This is a genomic window from Novosphingobium guangzhouense (assembly GCF_002896965.1).
Taxonomy (GTDB): domain Bacteria; phylum Pseudomonadota; class Alphaproteobacteria; order Sphingomonadales; family Sphingomonadaceae; genus Novosphingobium; species Novosphingobium guangzhouense.
Window position 1 is genome coordinate 25,923 of record NZ_LYMM01000003.1, and the last position, 16,421, is coordinate 42,343.

Annotated in this window: 14 protein-coding genes and 3 tRNA genes; 11 read left to right on the forward strand and 6 right to left on the reverse strand. The window is 61.8% G+C overall.

The window, feature by feature from the left end:
- The first annotated feature begins 14 nt into the window (after positions 1-14).
- The 3 genes from A8V01_RS03515 (at position 15) to A8V01_RS03525 (ending at position 293) form a co-directional block, all read left to right on the forward strand.
- Positions 15-90: transfer RNA gene (locus tag A8V01_RS03515), tRNA-Lys, on the forward strand.
- 25 nt (positions 91-115) lie between these two features.
- Positions 116-191, forward strand: a tRNA-Lys gene (locus A8V01_RS03520).
- A gap of 26 nt (positions 192-217) precedes the next feature.
- A tRNA-Lys gene (locus A8V01_RS03525) sits at positions 218-293 on the forward strand.
- Positions 294-350: 57 nt separating this feature from the next.
- On the opposite strand, the gene A8V01_RS03530 is transcribed toward A8V01_RS03525, so the two are convergent.
- From A8V01_RS03530 to A8V01_RS03545, 4 genes are read right to left on the reverse strand one after another with little or no spacing between them, the layout of a single operon-like run.
- The gene (locus tag A8V01_RS03530) at positions 351-665 is read right to left on the reverse strand and encodes a PilZ domain-containing protein (RefSeq protein ID WP_103094584.1); all 315 of its coding nucleotides are present in this window, start codon (positions 663-665) and stop codon (positions 351-353) included.
- 58 nt (positions 666-723) lie between these two features.
- Entirely contained in the window at positions 724-915 is a 192-nt protein-coding gene (locus A8V01_RS03535; protein WP_103094585.1) for a hypothetical protein, read from the reverse strand.
- On the reverse strand, positions 915-5,180 hold the full coding sequence (locus tag A8V01_RS03540; RefSeq protein ID WP_103094586.1) for a translocation/assembly module TamB domain-containing protein: 4,266 nt from the start codon (positions 5,178-5,180) through the stop codon (positions 915-917). Before A8V01_RS03540 ends, A8V01_RS03535 begins: the two co-directional genes overlap by 1 nt.
- Positions 5,180-7,531, reverse strand: coding sequence for a BamA/TamA family outer membrane protein (locus tag A8V01_RS03545; RefSeq protein WP_103094587.1), 2,352 nt, complete (start codon positions 7,529-7,531; stop codon positions 5,180-5,182). The genes A8V01_RS03540 and A8V01_RS03545 overlap by 1 nt, the downstream gene beginning before the upstream one ends.
- A gap of 107 nt (positions 7,532-7,638) precedes the next feature.
- Here A8V01_RS03545 and A8V01_RS03550 point away from each other — a divergent pair, with 107 nt between their 5' ends.
- Positions 7,639-8,712: a YihY/virulence factor BrkB family protein gene (locus A8V01_RS03550; protein WP_103094588.1), complete on the forward strand. Its 1,074-nt coding sequence runs from the start codon at positions 7,639-7,641 to the stop codon at positions 8,710-8,712.
- Here A8V01_RS03550 and A8V01_RS03555 read toward each other — a convergent pair.
- Positions 8,696-9,322: a TetR/AcrR family transcriptional regulator gene (locus A8V01_RS03555; protein WP_281256471.1), complete on the reverse strand. Its 627-nt coding sequence runs from the start codon at positions 9,320-9,322 to the stop codon at positions 8,696-8,698. The two genes, A8V01_RS03550 and A8V01_RS03555, sit on opposite strands and share 17 nt — an antisense overlap.
- 262 nt (positions 9,323-9,584) lie before the next feature.
- On the opposite strand from A8V01_RS03555, the gene A8V01_RS03560 reads away from it, so the two are divergent.
- The 6 genes from A8V01_RS03560 (at position 9,585) to A8V01_RS03580 (ending at position 14,351) form a co-directional block, all read left to right on the forward strand.
- The gene (locus tag A8V01_RS03560) at positions 9,585-10,415 is read left to right on the forward strand and encodes a coniferyl-alcohol dehydrogenase (RefSeq protein WP_103094590.1); all 831 of its coding nucleotides are present in this window, start codon (positions 9,585-9,587) and stop codon (positions 10,413-10,415) included.
- 87 nt (positions 10,416-10,502) lie between these two features.
- Complete coding sequence (locus A8V01_RS03565) at positions 10,503-11,306, forward strand: crotonase/enoyl-CoA hydratase family protein (RefSeq protein WP_103094689.1); 804 nt, start codon at positions 10,503-10,505, stop codon at positions 11,304-11,306.
- Between the two features lie 57 nt (positions 11,307-11,363).
- On the forward strand, positions 11,364-12,677 hold the full coding sequence (ribB, locus tag A8V01_RS03570; RefSeq protein WP_103094591.1) for a 3,4-dihydroxy-2-butanone-4-phosphate synthase: 1,314 nt from the start codon (positions 11,364-11,366) through the stop codon (positions 12,675-12,677).
- Between the two features lies 1 nt (position 12,678).
- Positions 12,679-13,101 (forward strand): 6,7-dimethyl-8-ribityllumazine synthase, encoded by a 423-nt coding sequence (gene ribH, locus A8V01_RS03575; protein ID WP_103094592.1) that lies wholly within the window; start codon positions 12,679-12,681, stop codon positions 13,099-13,101.
- 337 nt (positions 13,102-13,438) lie between these two features.
- Entirely contained in the window at positions 13,439-13,603 is a 165-nt protein-coding gene (locus A8V01_RS28445; RefSeq protein ID WP_170065822.1) for a hypothetical protein, read from the forward strand.
- A gap of 181 nt (positions 13,604-13,784) precedes the next feature.
- Positions 13,785-14,351 (forward strand): helix-turn-helix domain-containing protein, encoded by a 567-nt coding sequence (locus A8V01_RS03580; protein ID WP_103094593.1) that lies wholly within the window; start codon positions 13,785-13,787, stop codon positions 14,349-14,351.
- A 102-nt stretch (positions 14,352-14,453) separates the two neighbouring features.
- Here A8V01_RS03580 and eno read toward each other — a convergent pair whose 3' ends face one another.
- Positions 14,454-15,740 (reverse strand): phosphopyruvate hydratase, encoded by a 1,287-nt coding sequence (gene eno, locus A8V01_RS03585; RefSeq protein ID WP_103094594.1) that lies wholly within the window; start codon positions 15,738-15,740, stop codon positions 14,454-14,456.
- Positions 15,741-15,927: 187 nt separating this feature from the next.
- Here eno and A8V01_RS03590 point away from each other — a divergent pair, with 187 nt between their 5' ends.
- The gene (locus A8V01_RS03590; protein WP_103094595.1) at positions 15,928-16,407 is read left to right on the forward strand and encodes a DUF883 C-terminal domain-containing protein; all 480 of its coding nucleotides are present in this window, start codon (positions 15,928-15,930) and stop codon (positions 16,405-16,407) included.
- The last annotated feature ends 14 nt before the right edge of the window (positions 16,408-16,421 follow it).

The window sequence follows — 16,421 nt, forward strand, 5'->3', positions numbered from 1 at the left end:
TGGACAGGTAGCGTGGACGCATAGCTCAGTTGGTAGAGCAGCTGACTCTTAATCAGCGGGTCCTTGGTTCGAGCCCAAGTGCGTCCACCATCCTGTTCCCATGAAGACCATGTGGGGACGCATAGCTCAGTTGGTAGAGCAGCTGACTCTTAATCAGCGGGTCCTTGGTTCGAGCCCAAGTGCGTCCACCATATACCAAACCTGCGGACACCCGTGGGGACGCATAGCTCAGTTGGTAGAGCAGCTGACTCTTAATCAGCGGGTCCTTGGTTCGAGCCCAAGTGCGTCCACCACCTTATACTCTCCACATCGTCAGACCATGCCGGCTGCACTGGTGAATGCCGTGGGCTTCAAAGCCCTGTCGGCATGGCGTAAGTGCGCCCCAGTTCTTCGATCAGGGCTTTGGAAAGCGCAGATCGGAACTCAACCCCGGCCACGTTGCCATCCACCCAGCGCACATGCGCCACGATGGGTTTGAAGTTGGCGATTCGCAGCTGAACTTCTTCGCCAGGCATGAAAGATTCGCGGCTGCCAAGGATACTGCAACCGCCCTGCGAAATATCTCCCAGTTCGACGGGAAAGACGTGCCAGCGCGTCTTGCGGCAACGCGCCTGAAGAAGAACAGGATGCCGGCTCGCCAATCGATCGTTTTCGGAGTCCGTCATCGCGCCTTCCTCGGTGGTTCAGGGCGCGGACTTAGCGCCGAGAAGTAAACCCGAGGTTTCAGGGCGCCGAGGACGGCTCTGCGGATTCTGCGGGGGGCGTACCCGTACCTGCGATCTGCGCATCGATCTGCTTTGCCCGATCCACGATCGCCTTGTTCGCGGTATCGTAGCGCTCGTCAAACGTCGGCTCGCGCTTGCAGGCGGACAGCAGGACCACGGCACCCAATGCCGCTAACAGAGCGATGCGCATCAATAGTCCTTCTTGATGCGCACGTTCACGCTGTTCACGCCCGACCCACCCGCCTGGCTGAGTACCGAGAGCCACTTGGTCACGCTGACTTCCAGCTGCGTGGCGGTGAAGCCGCGCGCGTCGGTGATCAGCTCGACGTAGATGTCATCGGTAAGATACTGGCCGGCTGCCACGGCGGTTCCACGCCCGCTCTGCTCGTCGGGGCCAAGAATGCGCAGACGATCGATGCCTGCCGCCGACCGCAGTGTGCCCAGCGGGTTCAGACCGCCGCCCGTCCCGCGCAGCGAGTTGAGCGAGGATGCCAGCTGCACAGCCTGCAATGCCGACAGGTTTGCGATCGAACTGCCGAACAGGATGCGCGAAAGCACTTCGTCGTCAGGCAGGCTGGGGTCGGACGAGAAATCGATCTGGGGGTTCATTGCGCGGCCAGTCACGTTCACGTTCACGGTCACGTCCTCGATGTCGTCCGTCGCGGTGATCTGTACCGTGGGGTCGATAGGCGTGCCGCCGTTGAACGAGATCAGACCATCGCTGAGGTCGAACGAGCGGCCCGCGAAGCCCAGTGTACCGCGCACCAGTTGCACCTCGCCGGAAAGCGATGGCGCAGCGCTGGTGCCGGTGACGCTGAGCTTGGCGCTCCATTCCGATTCGAGGCCCATGCCCGACACGTAAAGCTTCTCAGGTGCTCTCAGACGCAGATCGAGGCGTATGAGGGCAAAGGCGCTGGCGGCCGTCGGCGCAGGCTCGTCGCCGGTAATACGCTGCGGCCCGACCGGAGGCTTGAAACGAACGCCCGTCAGACGCGGCACCTGCGCGGCGCCTTCGCGAACAATCTGGTATCGCGTTTCCGGCAGGCGGATTTCACCCGACAGAAGCGCCGGCTCACCCGCTGCCTTCGTCAGCCGCAAGTCGCCGGTGGCAGTGGCCGACATCGCATCGCTGCGGGCAAGCCGTGCACGATCCAGCTTGACGCTGAGGTCCATGGGATACCCTGCGTCGGCAGCAAGGCTGACCCTGCCGCTGGCACTGACGTTACCGTCGCCGGCCTTGGCCGTCAGTGAAGTCAGTTCAAGCGTATCGCCGGTAAACTTGCCGGACAGGGCCATGCGGCTGAGCCGCGTACCATACGCGACATTGTCGTAGACCATGTCCCTGCCCTGCACGACACCGTTGATGCACGGGCTGGAGACGCGGCAGGTGAAGTCCGCAGCCAGCCCGACTGAACCACTCAGAGACTGCCCGGAAAGGCCCGCGAACGAAAACAGCGTGTCAGCCGGTCCATTGTACCGGATGCCGCCGCCAAGCGGGGCGTCCATCAGGCGCGTCATCCACGGACCTTCGCCGGGAGGCAGTGGCCTTAGGCTCGCGACCATGCGGCCGATCACGGTTCCGCGGCGACGGATAACAGCGCGCCCCTCTCCGCCATCGGCCAACAGCTTGCCGACGAAATTGACGTCGACGCCCTGGCTGACCGCGGCCGAACTGGTCCGCGTGAAGTTGCTCAGCGTCAGACGGGCATCGCCGCGCGGGAATGCAGACGCATTGGCCTGCTCGAAATCGAGGCTGCCGCTCACCTTGCCGCCGATGCCGTAGCCGGGTGCGAAGGCGTTGAGCACGGCAAGGTCCACACCCTCCATCCGGCTCTGCACCTTCATGCCTTCGCCGTAAGTTCCCGCCAGCTTGAGGCTGCCACCGCCGAACGCGATGTTCGTCGGCATAAGTTCATAGGAACCATCCTTGAGGACAATCCGTGCAGGAGTCGTCGTCTTGACGTCGAGGCCGCGCACACGGCCCTGCAAGGCCACCCGCCACAATTCCGGCTGCATGTCCGCGTTCAGGCCAAGACGGAACGGCACGCCGCTGACGCCTTCGATCAGCGCCTTCGCCTTGCCCCGCCCGTCGCGGTAGTCGACGATGAAACGCGCCGCAGCCAGATCCAGCGCACCCAGGCTCATCCCGGCAATCTGCGCGTCGGCGACCATGTAAGGCTGGTCGTACAGGACAGCGCGCCCGTCGATGATGGCAGACCCGATGGAAAGCTGCGCCGGTCCGTCGAAGATGGCGTTCTTTGCACGCAGATTGAAGTCTGCGGCCTGGTACTTGCCCTCTGCATCCAGCCGCACGAGGCCGCCGATGCCGTTACCCGTCGCGGTCAATTGCCCGGCGAAGGGGCCGGCGGACGTCTGCACGATCCGTCCTGCGAAATCGACGCCGGAAAGGTTGGCGCTGTTGATCTCGACCGAAGTGGCCTTGCCCAGCCCCAGCGTCACGTCGGCGCGCAACGGTCCGTAGTCGGTGTCGGCCTTGGCATCGAGGCGATAGCCGCCCGGTGCGCCCTTTATCCGCGCATCGAGGTTGGCAAGGCCGATCCCGAGGCCGGGATGCTCTGCGGTGACATGTGCGTCGGGATTCCGGATAGTGCCGGTAACGCGAACGCCAAGGGCGCCATACTGGCGGGACGTGCCGTTCGCTGCCAGCGAAACGCGGCCGTCCGGCGACCAGCTCCCCTGCCCTCCGGTTACGGTAAGCAACGGTGCATTCATGCGCACCGCAGAGAAACGCACCACCCCGTCCGAGCCGTACTTCACGTTCGAGGAAGCGGAGAAATTGCCGCCAAGATACGTCTGCAGACTGTCATTCAGGAGCTTGGTCGAGCGCGCGCGAACGGTGCCCTGAAGCGCGAAGCCCTGGCCCTCGGACTTGAGATCCATGTTGGTGCGGATGTTGAAGATGCCGACGCTGTCGAGCCGGTAATTGTCGACCTTGCCGTCGATGGCGCCGGTATAGAGGCCCTTGCTCATGTCGGCGACGAGGATCAGTCCGGCATCGATGCGGCTGGAGCGCAAGCGCATGTTATCTGACAGGATACGCGTGCCCTCGATCGCCAGATCGCCATTCAGCGTGACGTTCGCCAGCGTGCCGCCTGCTACGGTATCGAGCCCGGTGATGCGCCCGACGCGTGCGGATACCGGGATCATGATATGGCCGGCATCGACCTTGGCCGCGCCTTTGGCGGTCAGGTTTTCAAGCCCCATGTCTTTCATGACCAGCCGCCGGGCAGCCAGTTCATAATTTACGGATGGCGTGGTGAATGCACCATCCAGCGCAAGGTCTGCCGTAAGGCCCGCGCCACTCAGGTTTTCGGCCATGGCTGAGGGCTTGAGCAGGACAAACGCCAGCTTGAGATCCTCGAAACGGTTTTCGCCCAGATCGACAAGGCCGTTCGGCGTAAGGTTGAAAGCGTCGCTGGAAATCATGCCGGACAGTTTCGCCCGGCGTTTTTCGAACGCCGCAGTCAAATCGACATTGGTGATCGGCCCAAGCAGGCTGGCAGTGGGGCCGGTGAACATCCGGGCGATGTGGGTCGGCCCCTTGACGACGAAAGTGCCGTCGCGCGCCGTCAGTGCCAGCCGTGCCAGTTCCCCGCTGCCGAAGTTGGCATTGAGGTTGCCGTTCCACGCCGCCCAGTCACCCTTGCCCGCAAGCTTGAGTGTTACCGGCTCTGTGAACCCGGCAAGGCCGGCGATGAGCCCTCCCTTCGGAGCGTCGAGATCGACATCAAGGTCCAGACGATTGCGTTCCGGCACCGCGTCAAGCACCGCATTGAAACGGTCACCGCCGCCCTTGCCCTCAACCGCGATGGTGCCGCCCTTCGCCCTCAATTGCGCGCGCCCATCGGCGATATGGGCCTGCCCATCGACAGTCATTATCCGGCGCTGGCCCGACACCGGCGGCTCGGCGATGAAGCGATCGATGCGCAGTTCGCCCACGTCGATATCGAGATCGGGCAACAGGGGCGCATCACTGGGCGGTGTCTCACGGAAATGCGGGGTGCGACGCAGAACCACCCGCTGTGCCGTGGCGCTGCGCACGTCGACATGGTTTTCGAGATAGGCGAACGGCCGCCAGTCGACCCGGATTTCGGGGGAGTACAGGAACTCTCCGCGCGGATCGCGGACCGAAAGCCCGCGCAATATCATCTTGCCGTATAACGACCCGTCGATCCGGGCGACCGAGATCTTCATGCCGTTTTCAAATTCAAGCGCGGCGATCTGGTCAGCCACGAAACGCCGTCCGGGACCGGTATTGATGCCCAGCACGACCGCAACGACGAACGCGACTACGCCAAGCACCAGGAACGCCACTGTCTTGAGCGCCCTTATGCGGACGCGATGCCAGCGCGAAGGCGTGTCTGCCACAGGTTCAGTGGTCTCGATTTCCGACTGCGGCGACATGCCTTCGGTGTTCTCCTCTGAACCGGCCATCAGAATGCCTGCCCGATCGATACGTAGATATTGAAACGGGATTCACCGGGGCGCCTGTTGATCGGGGTCGCCACATCCAGTCTCATCGGACCAAAGTTGGTGTAGAAACGGCCGCCAATGCCGACGCCATAACGCAGGTCATTGAATTGCGGCATCGTCTCGCGATAGGCTTGGCCTGCATCCACGAATGCAACCACCCCGTAATTGCCGAAACGATAGCGGGCTTCGAACGAAGCCTCGTTGAGACTGCGACCACCGACCGGGTTACCATCCGCAGCCTGCTCGCCAAGCGCCTGATAGGCAAAGCCGCGCACGGAACCGCCGCCGCCGGCATAGAGCCTGCGTGACGGAGCGATATCGAAGAGTCCGGCGCCCTGGATAGTGCCCAGACGTACCCTGCCTGCCAGGACGAAACTGTCGCTGACAGGATAATACGTCGATGCATCCAGACGCGCACGCACGTAAGGGTCAAACCCGCCACGTACCGTAGCTTCGGGCTGCACAAGGGCGGTGGCACGATAGCCCTTGGTGGGGTTCAGAAGATCGTCGGAGGTATCAAACCCAACCTGTCCGTTGAGACCTACCACGTAGTATGTCCGCCGCTTTCGCGTTCCACTGGCGGCGTCATAATCGGTTTCCGCCGTCCCCAGCATCTCGATACCGAAGGCATAGGTGTAGCGCTTTTGCCAGATCGGCGTCGAATCGCGCGCGATACGCGCGGCGATGCGGCCGGTATAAGCGCTATAGGCATCGTAATCGTTGTGGAACGCCTCGGCGACCAGTTCGAAAGTACGGTCGCGCTTGCCTGCATTCGAACGCCTGAAAGTGACGCCCGCGCCCTGCTGGCGCGTACCGGCAATGGCGTGAGCGATCAGCGCGCCTTCGGGCGGGAACATGTTGCGATGCGTCCAGGTAGCCTGTGCCGTGATCCCTTCGCCAGCCGCGTAGCCCAGCGATCCCGCGATGGTGCGCGGCGGTCCGGCATCCTGTTTGACGTGGAGCGTCACGTATTCGGTGCCATCGCCGACTTGTTCGCCGCTCTTCTGCGGTTCTACCGTCACGGTCGAGAACAGGCTGGTAGCGACAAGCGCCTTGCGCAGATCGTCCACCTTGCGGCTGTCATAAAGTTCGCCCCGCTTGAACCGGGCAAGAACCTGGATGTGGTCGGCATCGAACGCGAGGTCGCCGTCCGTGGTGAAACCGCCAAAACGGCCACGCGGCCCGACCGTAACCGGCAAGGTATAGACGCCGCTGCCGTCATCCTGATCAAGCAGGATATCCCGCTGACCAACCTCTGCGAAGGGGTAGCCGTTCTCGGGCAAAGCCACTGCGACCCGCGCCTCTGCGCCCTGCACCCGCTCGGCGACGATAGGTTCGCCAACCTTGAGCGGGAAATTGTCGGCGATAAGGTTGGCCGGCACGGTCGGGTCAGCGTTAACCACCACATCGGAAAAGACGTAACGCTTGCCGGGATTGACCTGAATTACAGCGGTAAGTCCGGGATCGGCCTTGTTGGATCCGGCGTCGGATCCGGAGCCGGGGTCCATGCGCGTGCGCACCTGTGGACTGTACCAGCCTTCGGAAGCAAGGACCGTCTGCATGAGCTGACTGTCTTCGGTAAGGCGCGCTGCGACCATGGCTGCATTCGCCGCCTTGCCGTCCCCCTTCTTCAGTGCGGAAAACGAATTGAACTGGCCTTCAAGATCCGCATCGGTTTCCTTGTCCGCAAGATCGAGCCCCTTGACGTCAAGGCGGTAGCGGACCTCCACTTCCTTGTCGTCTGCACCGTCATCGGCGATCTGGACCGGGGTGACCTCGAACTGATCGATGGGAGGAAGCGGCGCGGTCAGTTCTGCATCGCGAACCGGCGCGTCGCCGATCTCTTCCGTAGCATCGCCATCTGCCAATGCCGGATCTCCTGCCGGGGGACTTGCGCCTTCGGCCGGCTTCGCACCACTTTGCTCCTGCGCAACGCGGCGTTCGAATGCGTCAATCGATTCGAGCGGCTTGTCCAGTTCGGGATCTTCAGAAGCATCGAGGGCGGGTACGGAGGAATTGAATTCGCCGTCTGGAATGATCGGTTCAACCTGCGGCAATCCGGCATCGGCGGGGGGCACCGGCACCTTGACTTGTCCCGCCTCAAGATCGGCACTTTGGCCTGCGGACTGGGGGACAGGCGCATCGGAAGAAGACCCGGTTGCGGCAGCCTCTTGTGCGGGCCTGGTCTGCGCCAGCGCAACATCAGCAGGAAGCGCCACGCCAAGAGCCAGCACCAGAGCGACCGCACCGCTGGCACAGCCACAGCGCAAGGTCAGGGAACGATCCGGTCGATGATCGATTAGCCTGAGCATGGACACCGCTAAGAATTACCCCTTTTCCGAACCGGTCTGCCCGGCCCCTCCTGACAATGCCTATCGCATTGCAACAACGAAAGTTCCCTCTTTCACACAGGGCTCTAATGAATAACGCTGTTACCGGGGCTGACAACGCCGCAAATGAAACCGTCCCCGGCGCAGACGCCCAGTCGCCGCTGGCGCTGCCTCGTGCCGCATGGTGGCGGGTGATCAAGCGCGTCTACGTGATGATCGGCTTCCACGAACTGGGGTTGCTGTCGGCCGGCCTGGCTTTCTACACCTTCCTTGCCCTGACACCGCTGATCGCCGCAACCGTCATGGTCTACGGGCTCGTCGCCGATGTGGGCATGGTTCGCAAGCAGATGGACAGCATCGTCGGCGTCGTTCCTCCCGATGTGGCCATTCTGCTGGAAGAGCAGCTCATGCGGATCATCTCGACCAATTCCGGCGTCACGGGGCTGGCTCTTGTCATCGCGCTTTTCTTTGCGGTCTACGGGGGCATGCGTGCGGCAGGAGGCATGGTCAGTGCGCTCAACATCATCAACGAGGAGCGCGAAACGCGAGGCATGATCGCTCGCACGCTGCGCACCGGCGGGCTTACTCTTGCCGCCATCCTTCTGGCGCTGACCGGCGTTCTTTCGGGCGGCGCATTCGCCTGGTTGCAGACGCAGACAAGCGTGTACCTGGGGGATGCCACCCAGTTGACCTTCAAGATCCTGACCTGGGTTGCGGCCGTAGCCCTGGGAAGCTCAGGGTTCGCGCTCATCATGCGCTATGGCCCCGACCGGCGCCCCGCGAAGTGGCGCTGGCTTGCCCCCGGCTCGCTCCTGGCGACGCTGTTGTGGCTGGCGATCTCTTTCGGGTTCTCGCTCTATGTGGCTTACATCAGCGACTACAACGCCACTTACGGATCACTGTCCGCCATCGTGGTCTTTCTGATGTGGCTGTTCCTTTCGGCCTACGGCGTGCTGCTGGGCGCGCTGCTGAATGCGGAGATCGAGCGGCAGACCTTCTGCGACACGACGACCGGGCCGCCGCGCCCCGCCGGGGAAAGAGGCGCCGTCCTTGCCGATCTGGTCGAGGATGGCGTGCCATCCGTCAGGCAGTTGGAAAAGCGCAAGCATCGCCGCGCCGAAGCGGAACGGCAACGCGCCGACGGGATCAGTCCGGAAGACTAAGCCTGGCAGGCAGCGGCTGATCGCCCCGGCCAGCCGCCCGCACCGAACGCAACGCGAATCCGCAATAGAAGTGCGTCAGCGCCTCCAGCGAATAGTCCGCCATCGAATCCAGTGGCGAACCATCTTCATGGCGATACCAGTCTGCTCCCGAATTGAGCATGCGCATGATGGTGGAGATCGTCAGGTAGCTGTCTATGCCGGTATGGAACAGCCCTGAAGCCACCCCATCGTCGAGCACGCCGCGCCAGGCCTCGAAGGCATCCTTGCGCGCTGTCATGAGGTAAAGGAAATCGGGGCTGCGACGGAAGAATTTGCGTTCGTTGAAGATGATCGCATAAGCTTCGATACGATCCGCCAGCGCGGCCAGTTCTTCGGAAATCAGCGTCACGAAACGCGCCTCGGCATCCGCGTCGATCGCGGCAATGCGCAAGGCGCGCGCCCTCTGATCAAGGACCGCATCGCGCACGATGCAGTCCAGCATCTCCTCCTTGGTCGCGAAGTGATGGTACAGGCTGCCCGAGAGGATGTTCACATCGTCGGCGATCTGCCGAACCGTGGTGGCTTCGAACCCGAATTCTGCAAAGCGGCGCGCGGCGGCCGCCAGGATCACTTCCCGCCTATCCGGCTGGCTGGGTCTGCGTCCTCTGACCGCTTTCGATGCCACTCGTGTCACCTTTTCCAATCGCTATCCTTTCCGGACGGGTAGCAAGGCCGGGCCATCATGGCGAGGGCATGGGGAAGCCCATATGCGCATCGTCGCCGCGATGACCGGCGGGAACGGTTGAACCTTGCCAGCGAGAGCGCATAGCTACCGCCCAACGAAACGGCAGCGGCCCCGGCCAGCTTGCGCCTGAGAGATAAAGGACCGACCAATGAGTGATGTTCTGGGCTACAAAGGCAAGCGCGTGATCGTCAGCGGGTGCTTCTCGGGCATGGGCGAAGCGGCAGCACGCCTGCTGGTTTCCCTGGGCGCAGAAGTCCACGGCTTCGACTTCAAGCAAAGCCCTGTGGAGATGGCCTCCTTCACGCAAATCGACCTGCGTGATCCGGCCAGCCTCGAAGCGGCCGTCAGCGGCGTCGGCGGCAAGATCGATGCCCTGTTCAACTGCGCCGGCATGCCGGGCGGAGGGGGCTTTCCGGCCATGGACACCATGAAGGTCAATTTCCTTGGCACCCGCCACCTTACCGAACAGGTCATTCCACTCATGGACGGGAAGGGCGCGATCGTATCGATCGCCTCGACCGGCGGCCTTGGCTGGAGCCGCCGCATCCCCGTTCACATGCAGCTTCTTGCCACTCAGGGCTTTCAGGCCGGACTTGAATGGTGTGACGCGAACATGGACCAGGTCGGCGAAGGGTATGCCTTCTCCAAGGAAGCGGTCATCGTCTGGACGCAGTTCATGGGTGCCCGTTTGATCAAGCAGGGCATCCGCATCAATTGCTCGCTACCCTCCCCCACCCAGACCCCGATGATGGCAACCTTCCATGCCGTGTCGGGCAAGGACGTCGTGGATGCCGCGGCAGAACCGCTCGGCCGCTACACCACCCCGGAAGAACAGGCCGGCCCGCTTGTCCTGATCAACTCCGACCTCGCGGGCGTGGTCAACGGCGTCGTTCTGCCGGTAGACGGCGGCTTCATGGGCGGACTTGCGACGGGACAGGTCGACATCACCAGGATGATGGCGAAAAAGCAGGACGCATGATGGCATCCGACACGGGCTTGATCCGGGGCCGCTGCCGGTCTTTAGATCAAGCCCGTGGCCAACAGGGCGTAACAAGGGCGCAAGGTGATGAACGATGCGGTGCTGTATGAAATCGACGATGAAGGCATCGTCCTTCTAACGCTGAACCGCCCGGAACTGCGCAACCCCATTTCCGACGCCGAAGTCATCGAAGCCCTGCTTGCCGCTCTCACCCGCCTTGAAGCCGACCCAAGGGCACGCGTCGCAATCCTGACCGGGGCCGGCAAAGCCTTTTCGTCCGGCGGCAACATCAACGAAATGAAGCCGGGCGGCACCCTCAATGCCGGTTCGCCCGCGGCGACGCGCCTGGCATACAAGCGCGGCATCCAACGTCTGCCGCTCGCTTTCGCGGCACTCGAAGTGCCGGTGATCGCGGCTGTCAACGGTGCCGCCATCGGTGCGGGGTGCGATCTCACCTGCATGTGCGATCTGCGGATCGCGGGCGAAAGCGCGAAATTCGCCGAAAGCTTCGTCAAACTCGGGCTGATCGCAGGCGACGGCGGATCCTGGCTGCTCCCCCGCGTGATCGGCTGGTCGAAAGCAGCCGAGATGGCTCTTACCGGCGATACCATAGATGCAGCAGAGGCACTGGCCTGCGGGCTGGTCTCCAGGGTTGTTCCGGACGCGGAACTTCTGCAAGCTGCCCGCGCCCTGGCCCGCCGCATCGCCGCCAATCCGCCCCATGCAGTTCGGATGACCAAGCGCCTGTTGTGGGAGGGTCGCCGCGCGGATCTGCCAACATTGCTGGAAATGGCCTCGGCGATGCAGGCGGCGGCGCATGCCACGGCTGACCATGAAGAAGCCGTTGCCGCGTTTCTCGCGAAGCGACCACCGGAATTCAACGGCTCTTGATCTCGATGTGAACCGCGCTTATTTAGATCACACTGCAATGTGAGATCGAACACTACAATGGCTACCGATGTGATCGACAAGGTCCGCAAACTCGTCACCGAGGGCGGAATGAGCAAGTCCAGCCTGGCCCGCGCCGCAGGCCTTCACGCAAACACCCTGCGCGACTGCACAGAGGATGACTGGAACCCCACAGCCGAAACGCTCGGAAAACTGGAGCGCGTCCTGTTTTCGAACGATGAACGCGAAGTCCTCGTTCCGATCGAGGAAATCATCGACGAGGCGCGCAACGGCCGCATGTTCATCCTCGTCGATGACGAAGACCGCGAGAACGAAGGCGACCTCATCATCCCGGCGCAGATGGCGACGCCGGCCGCGATCAACTTCATGGCAACGCACGGTCGCGGCCTGATCTGCCTCGCACTTACCACGCAGCGCGTCGACGAACTCGGCCTCAACCTGATGAGCCGCCATAACGGTACGCGCCATGAGACGGCCTTCACCATTTCGATCGAAGCGCGCGAGGGCGTTACTACCGGCATTTCGGCAGGTGACCGCGCCCGCACCATCTCGGTTGCGATCGACGGAACCAAAACCCGCGATGACATCGTGACACCCGGCCACGTGTTCCCGCTGCGCGCACGTGATGGCGGTGTCCTCGTCCGCACCGGCCACACCGAGGCCGCCGTTGATATCTCGCGCCTTGCCGGCCTCAATCCTTCCGGCGTGATCTGCGAGATCATGAAGGAAGACGGCACGATGGCGCGCATGGACGACCTGATCGGCTTTGCACGGCTGCACGACCTCAAGATCGGCACCATCCGCGATCTGATCGCCTATCGCCGCAAGCACGATCGCATGATCGAAAAGCGGAACGAAATCAGCTTCCATTCACGCCATGGTGGCGCCTGGGTCGCCCGCTCATACTTCAATCGTGCGACCGGCGATGAAACGGTGGCCTTGGTAAAAGGACGGATCGATCCGTCGAAGCCGACCATGGTGCGCATGCACACCCTGTCCTTCTTCGCCGACATTTTCGGCGAAGACACTGGCGATCGCGGCGAACTGCTGCATCGGTCGATGAACATGATCGCCGAAGAGGGCTCGGGCGTCATCGTGGTGATCAACCGGCCGATGAACAAGCTGATGTCGCGCGTGATGGACATCAAGCAAGAGTTCCGCAATGGCGGCAGCCCCGACCTCGAAGAACTGAGAGATTATGGCGTGGGCGCGCAGATCCTGGCCGAACTTGGCATCCACGACATGATCCTGCTGACGAACACGCACCATTCGCTCGTCGCCTTGGAGGGCTATGGACTTAACATTGTCGGCGAGCGCCCGATCAGCGCCCCGACCAGCGAAGGATCGAACTGACATGGCCCGTTTCCTTATCGTAGAAGCGCGCTTCTACGACCACCTCAACGATATGCTTATCGAAGGCGCCAAGGCCGCCATCAAGGCTGCCGGACACAAGGCAGACGTCATCACCGTGCCTGGCGCCCTTGAAATCCCCGCGGCCATCTCGCTGGCCGACTCCACGGGCGATTACGACGGCTACATCGCTATCGGCGTCGTCATTCGTGGAGAAACCTACCATTTCGAGATCGTCGCCGGGGAATCTGCCCGCGGCATCATGGCCTTGACCATGGATGGCATCGCCATCGGCAACGGCATTCTTACCGTCGAAAACGAAGAGCAGGCCCTCGTCCGTGCTGACGCCGGGCAGAAGGACAAGGGCGGAGAAGCGGCCAAGGCTGCGATCGCCCTGCACGACCTCAAGACGCGATTCGGAGCGTAATCAGAGTTCAGCCCAATGCCTTTGGGCAGCGCAAAGGCATTGGGCATTATTTTATTACGTAAAACTACGTAAAACTGCGCCATTCCGTTCATCAAAGCGCAATTCTCCCGCGACTAACGGCCTATTTCGAAATGTTCACTTGTAGGACATGCCCGAAATGACGGTTTTCAATTGCTCGCCATCGTGTAGTTGAAAATCAGGTAGCTCCGATTTTGATCGAAAACGGAGATAAAACCTATAACAACTGACGCCGGGCAAAACCGGCGGGTCGCAAACCATGGTCCGTGGCATCGGGCCCGGCTGGAAGCACCGCTTCCTCCCGCTGGAGAATTCTTGAGTGAACAAGGACGCAATCGCGAAGTCGCTGGCGGCTGACCTGGAGGCCCGCCTCGGTCAGCTGGAAGCCATTGGTGCACTTTTGGCCGCAGCTCATCTGGACGCTGCCATTGATGCGCTATGCCGGGAATTCGGCATTCCGCGTAATGCGTCCGATACGGATTAAGCTTCACAAGACGCGCACTCGGATGTTTGCCTATGATTTGCCCGTGGCGGATCAAGCGGCAGAATGGCATTAACAGGGCTTAACCCCCTGACAGCCGCAGCTTTTCTCGCAACATTTGGCACAATTGCCGCATGACTTTCATAGACGAAGTCATGCGGCCTGCATCGGGCGATCCTATTCGATGGAGAACACGGACCAGTTGATGCGCAACAGAGCGAAGGCCATCCGGCTGATAGGAATCGCCAACGAATTGCTGGCGATGGCGCGGGAACTGGAAATTGGAGAAAGCCCCACAGCCATCCTTGAAAGCCTGACGCTGGCTGGTGAGGCTCGGGAACCCAAGGCCACCGCCAGCCAGGACCACCCGATATGGGTAGAACTTGCTCGGCAAACTTACGATGACCGGCGCCGCCGCACCAAGATATTCCGTTCAGAAGACCTGTTTGGTGAGCCCGCTTGGGACATCCTGCTCGACCTCTTCATTGCAGCCAAGGAACGCCGCAGGGTCTCGGTTACCAGCGCGTGCATCGGCTCTGCCGTGCCGTCCACCACGGCGCTGCGATGGATCGCGATTCTTGAAAAACAAGGTCTGCTCATGCGTGAAGCAGACCCAGGCGATGCCCGCCGCGTTTACGTGAAACTCAGCGCGCGCGGATATGCGGCGATGCTGGAATATTTCGCATCTTCATCGCGTTCTGTGGTGCTGCTCGACGAAAATGCCAGAAACGGCGCCACCGCAGCACGCTGACACCTGAATTCAGGCCCCTTCGTCTTATCGAAGGGGCTCTGAGTTCAGGTCTAGCGTCAGCAGGTAATCGGCGCCGACAGGCATCCGATCACCTGTGAACAATCAGGCGCTCAGGCGTCCAAACGCGCCCAGGCCGGCATAACGTGCAGCCTTGCCCAGCTCTTCCTCAATACGGATGAGCTGGTTGTACTTGGCAAGCCGGTCCGAACGCGCAAGCGAGCCCGTCTTGATCTGGCCACAGTTGGTGGCAACGGCGAGGTCGGCGATGGTCGCATCCTCGGTTTCACCCGAGCGGTGCGACATCACTGCCGTATAACCGTTCCTGTTTGCGATGGAGACGGCTTCCAGAGTCTCGGTCAGGGTGCCGATCTGGTTGACTTTCACCAGAAGCGAGTTCGCCAGACCCTTTTCGATGCCCATGGTCAAACGTGCAGGGTTGGTCACGAACAGGTCGTCACCAACCAGCTGCACCTTGTGCCCAATCTTGTCGGTCAGCGCCTTCCAGCCCTCGAAATCATCCTCGCTCATGCCATCTTCGATCGAGATGATCGGATAGGCTTCAGTAAGGTCGGCAAGATAATCAGCAAAAGCCACCGGCGTCAGGCTCAGGCCCTCACCACTGATTTCATATTTGCCATTCTTGAAGAATTCGGTCGAGGCGCAATCGAGTGCGAGCTTGATGTCTGTGCCAGGCTTGAAACCGGCCTTTTCGATCGAGGCCATGATGAAGTCCAGCGCATCACGGGTGCTTGCAAGGTTCGGCGCGAAACCGCCCTCGTCGCCAACTGCGGTGGCAAGACCCTTTTCATGCAGCCCCTTCTTGAGCGTGTGGAAGATTTCTGCACCCCAGCGCGCAGCCTCTGCCAGCGACGAAGCGCCCACTGGCATGACCATGAATTCCTGGAAGTCGATCGGATTGTCCGCGTGCTCACCGCCGTTGATGATGTTCATCATGGGCACCGGCAGGACGTGCGCGGAAACACCACCGACGTAGGAATAGAGCGGCAGACCGCGGGCGTTGGCGGCAGCTTTTGCCGCAGCCATGCTCACACCGAGAATCGCGTTGGCCCCCAGGCGCGCCTTGTTGGCGGTGCCGTCTAGTTCGATCATGGCAAGGTCAAGGTCACGCTGGTCTTCGGCATCGAGGCCGACGAGCGCCTCGGCTATCTCGCCATTGACCGAATCCACTGCCTTGAGCACGCCCTTGCCCAGATAGCGGCTCTTGTCACCATCACGCAGCTCTACCGCTTCGTGCGCGCCAGTCGAGGCTCCTGACGGTACAGCAGCGCGACCGAAGCTGCCATCTTCCAGCAGAACGTCCACCTCCACAGTGGGGTTGCCGCGGCTGTCCAGGATTTCCCGGCCGTGAATGTCGATGATCGCGGTCATGTCTGCGGTTCTCCTCAAGCGGGCGCGTCACGCGCCCTGCGTCCGGAGGCGGTCTTAGCAGGGGAACTTCGCGTGACAAGTTGCGTTGCAGCAAGGAACGATAAGTTGTGTTACTCTGTCGCACATGGGCACGAGAGTGACTCGTGCGGCAGAATCGCGCCAAGGATAGAAAAGGAAGGATAATCGCATGGTCGACCCCACCATCTCCGCCGGAAACGGCACCGAAAGCGCCAAGAATCATTTTTCCAAGGCTGTCGAAGAAGCCAAGGCCGGTGCACAGGCTTTTGCCGGTGAACTGTCTAGCGAATGCAAGACGCGCAGCGGTGAAGCCAAGGACAAGGCAAACGCTTTCGCAGCCGACGCCAAGGTGAAGGCCGCCGGCTATGCCGAAGAAGGCAAGGCCAAGGCCAGCCAGGCCATCGTCGGTGTCTCCAAGCTGATCGATGACAACGTGGCACTGATCGATGAAAAAGTCGGTATCAAATACGGCGACTACGCGCGCAATGCTTCCAAGTCTCTGGCTGGTGCCGGCGCAAAGCTCGACGAAAAATCTTTGGAAGACATCGGCGAAGATGCGAAGACCTTCGTGCGCAACAGCCCGTGGCAGGCGCTCGGCATTGCCGCCGCCACTGGTTTCGTTCTCGCCCGCCTGTTCAGGGGCAAGTGAGGGCGCCGTCGCGC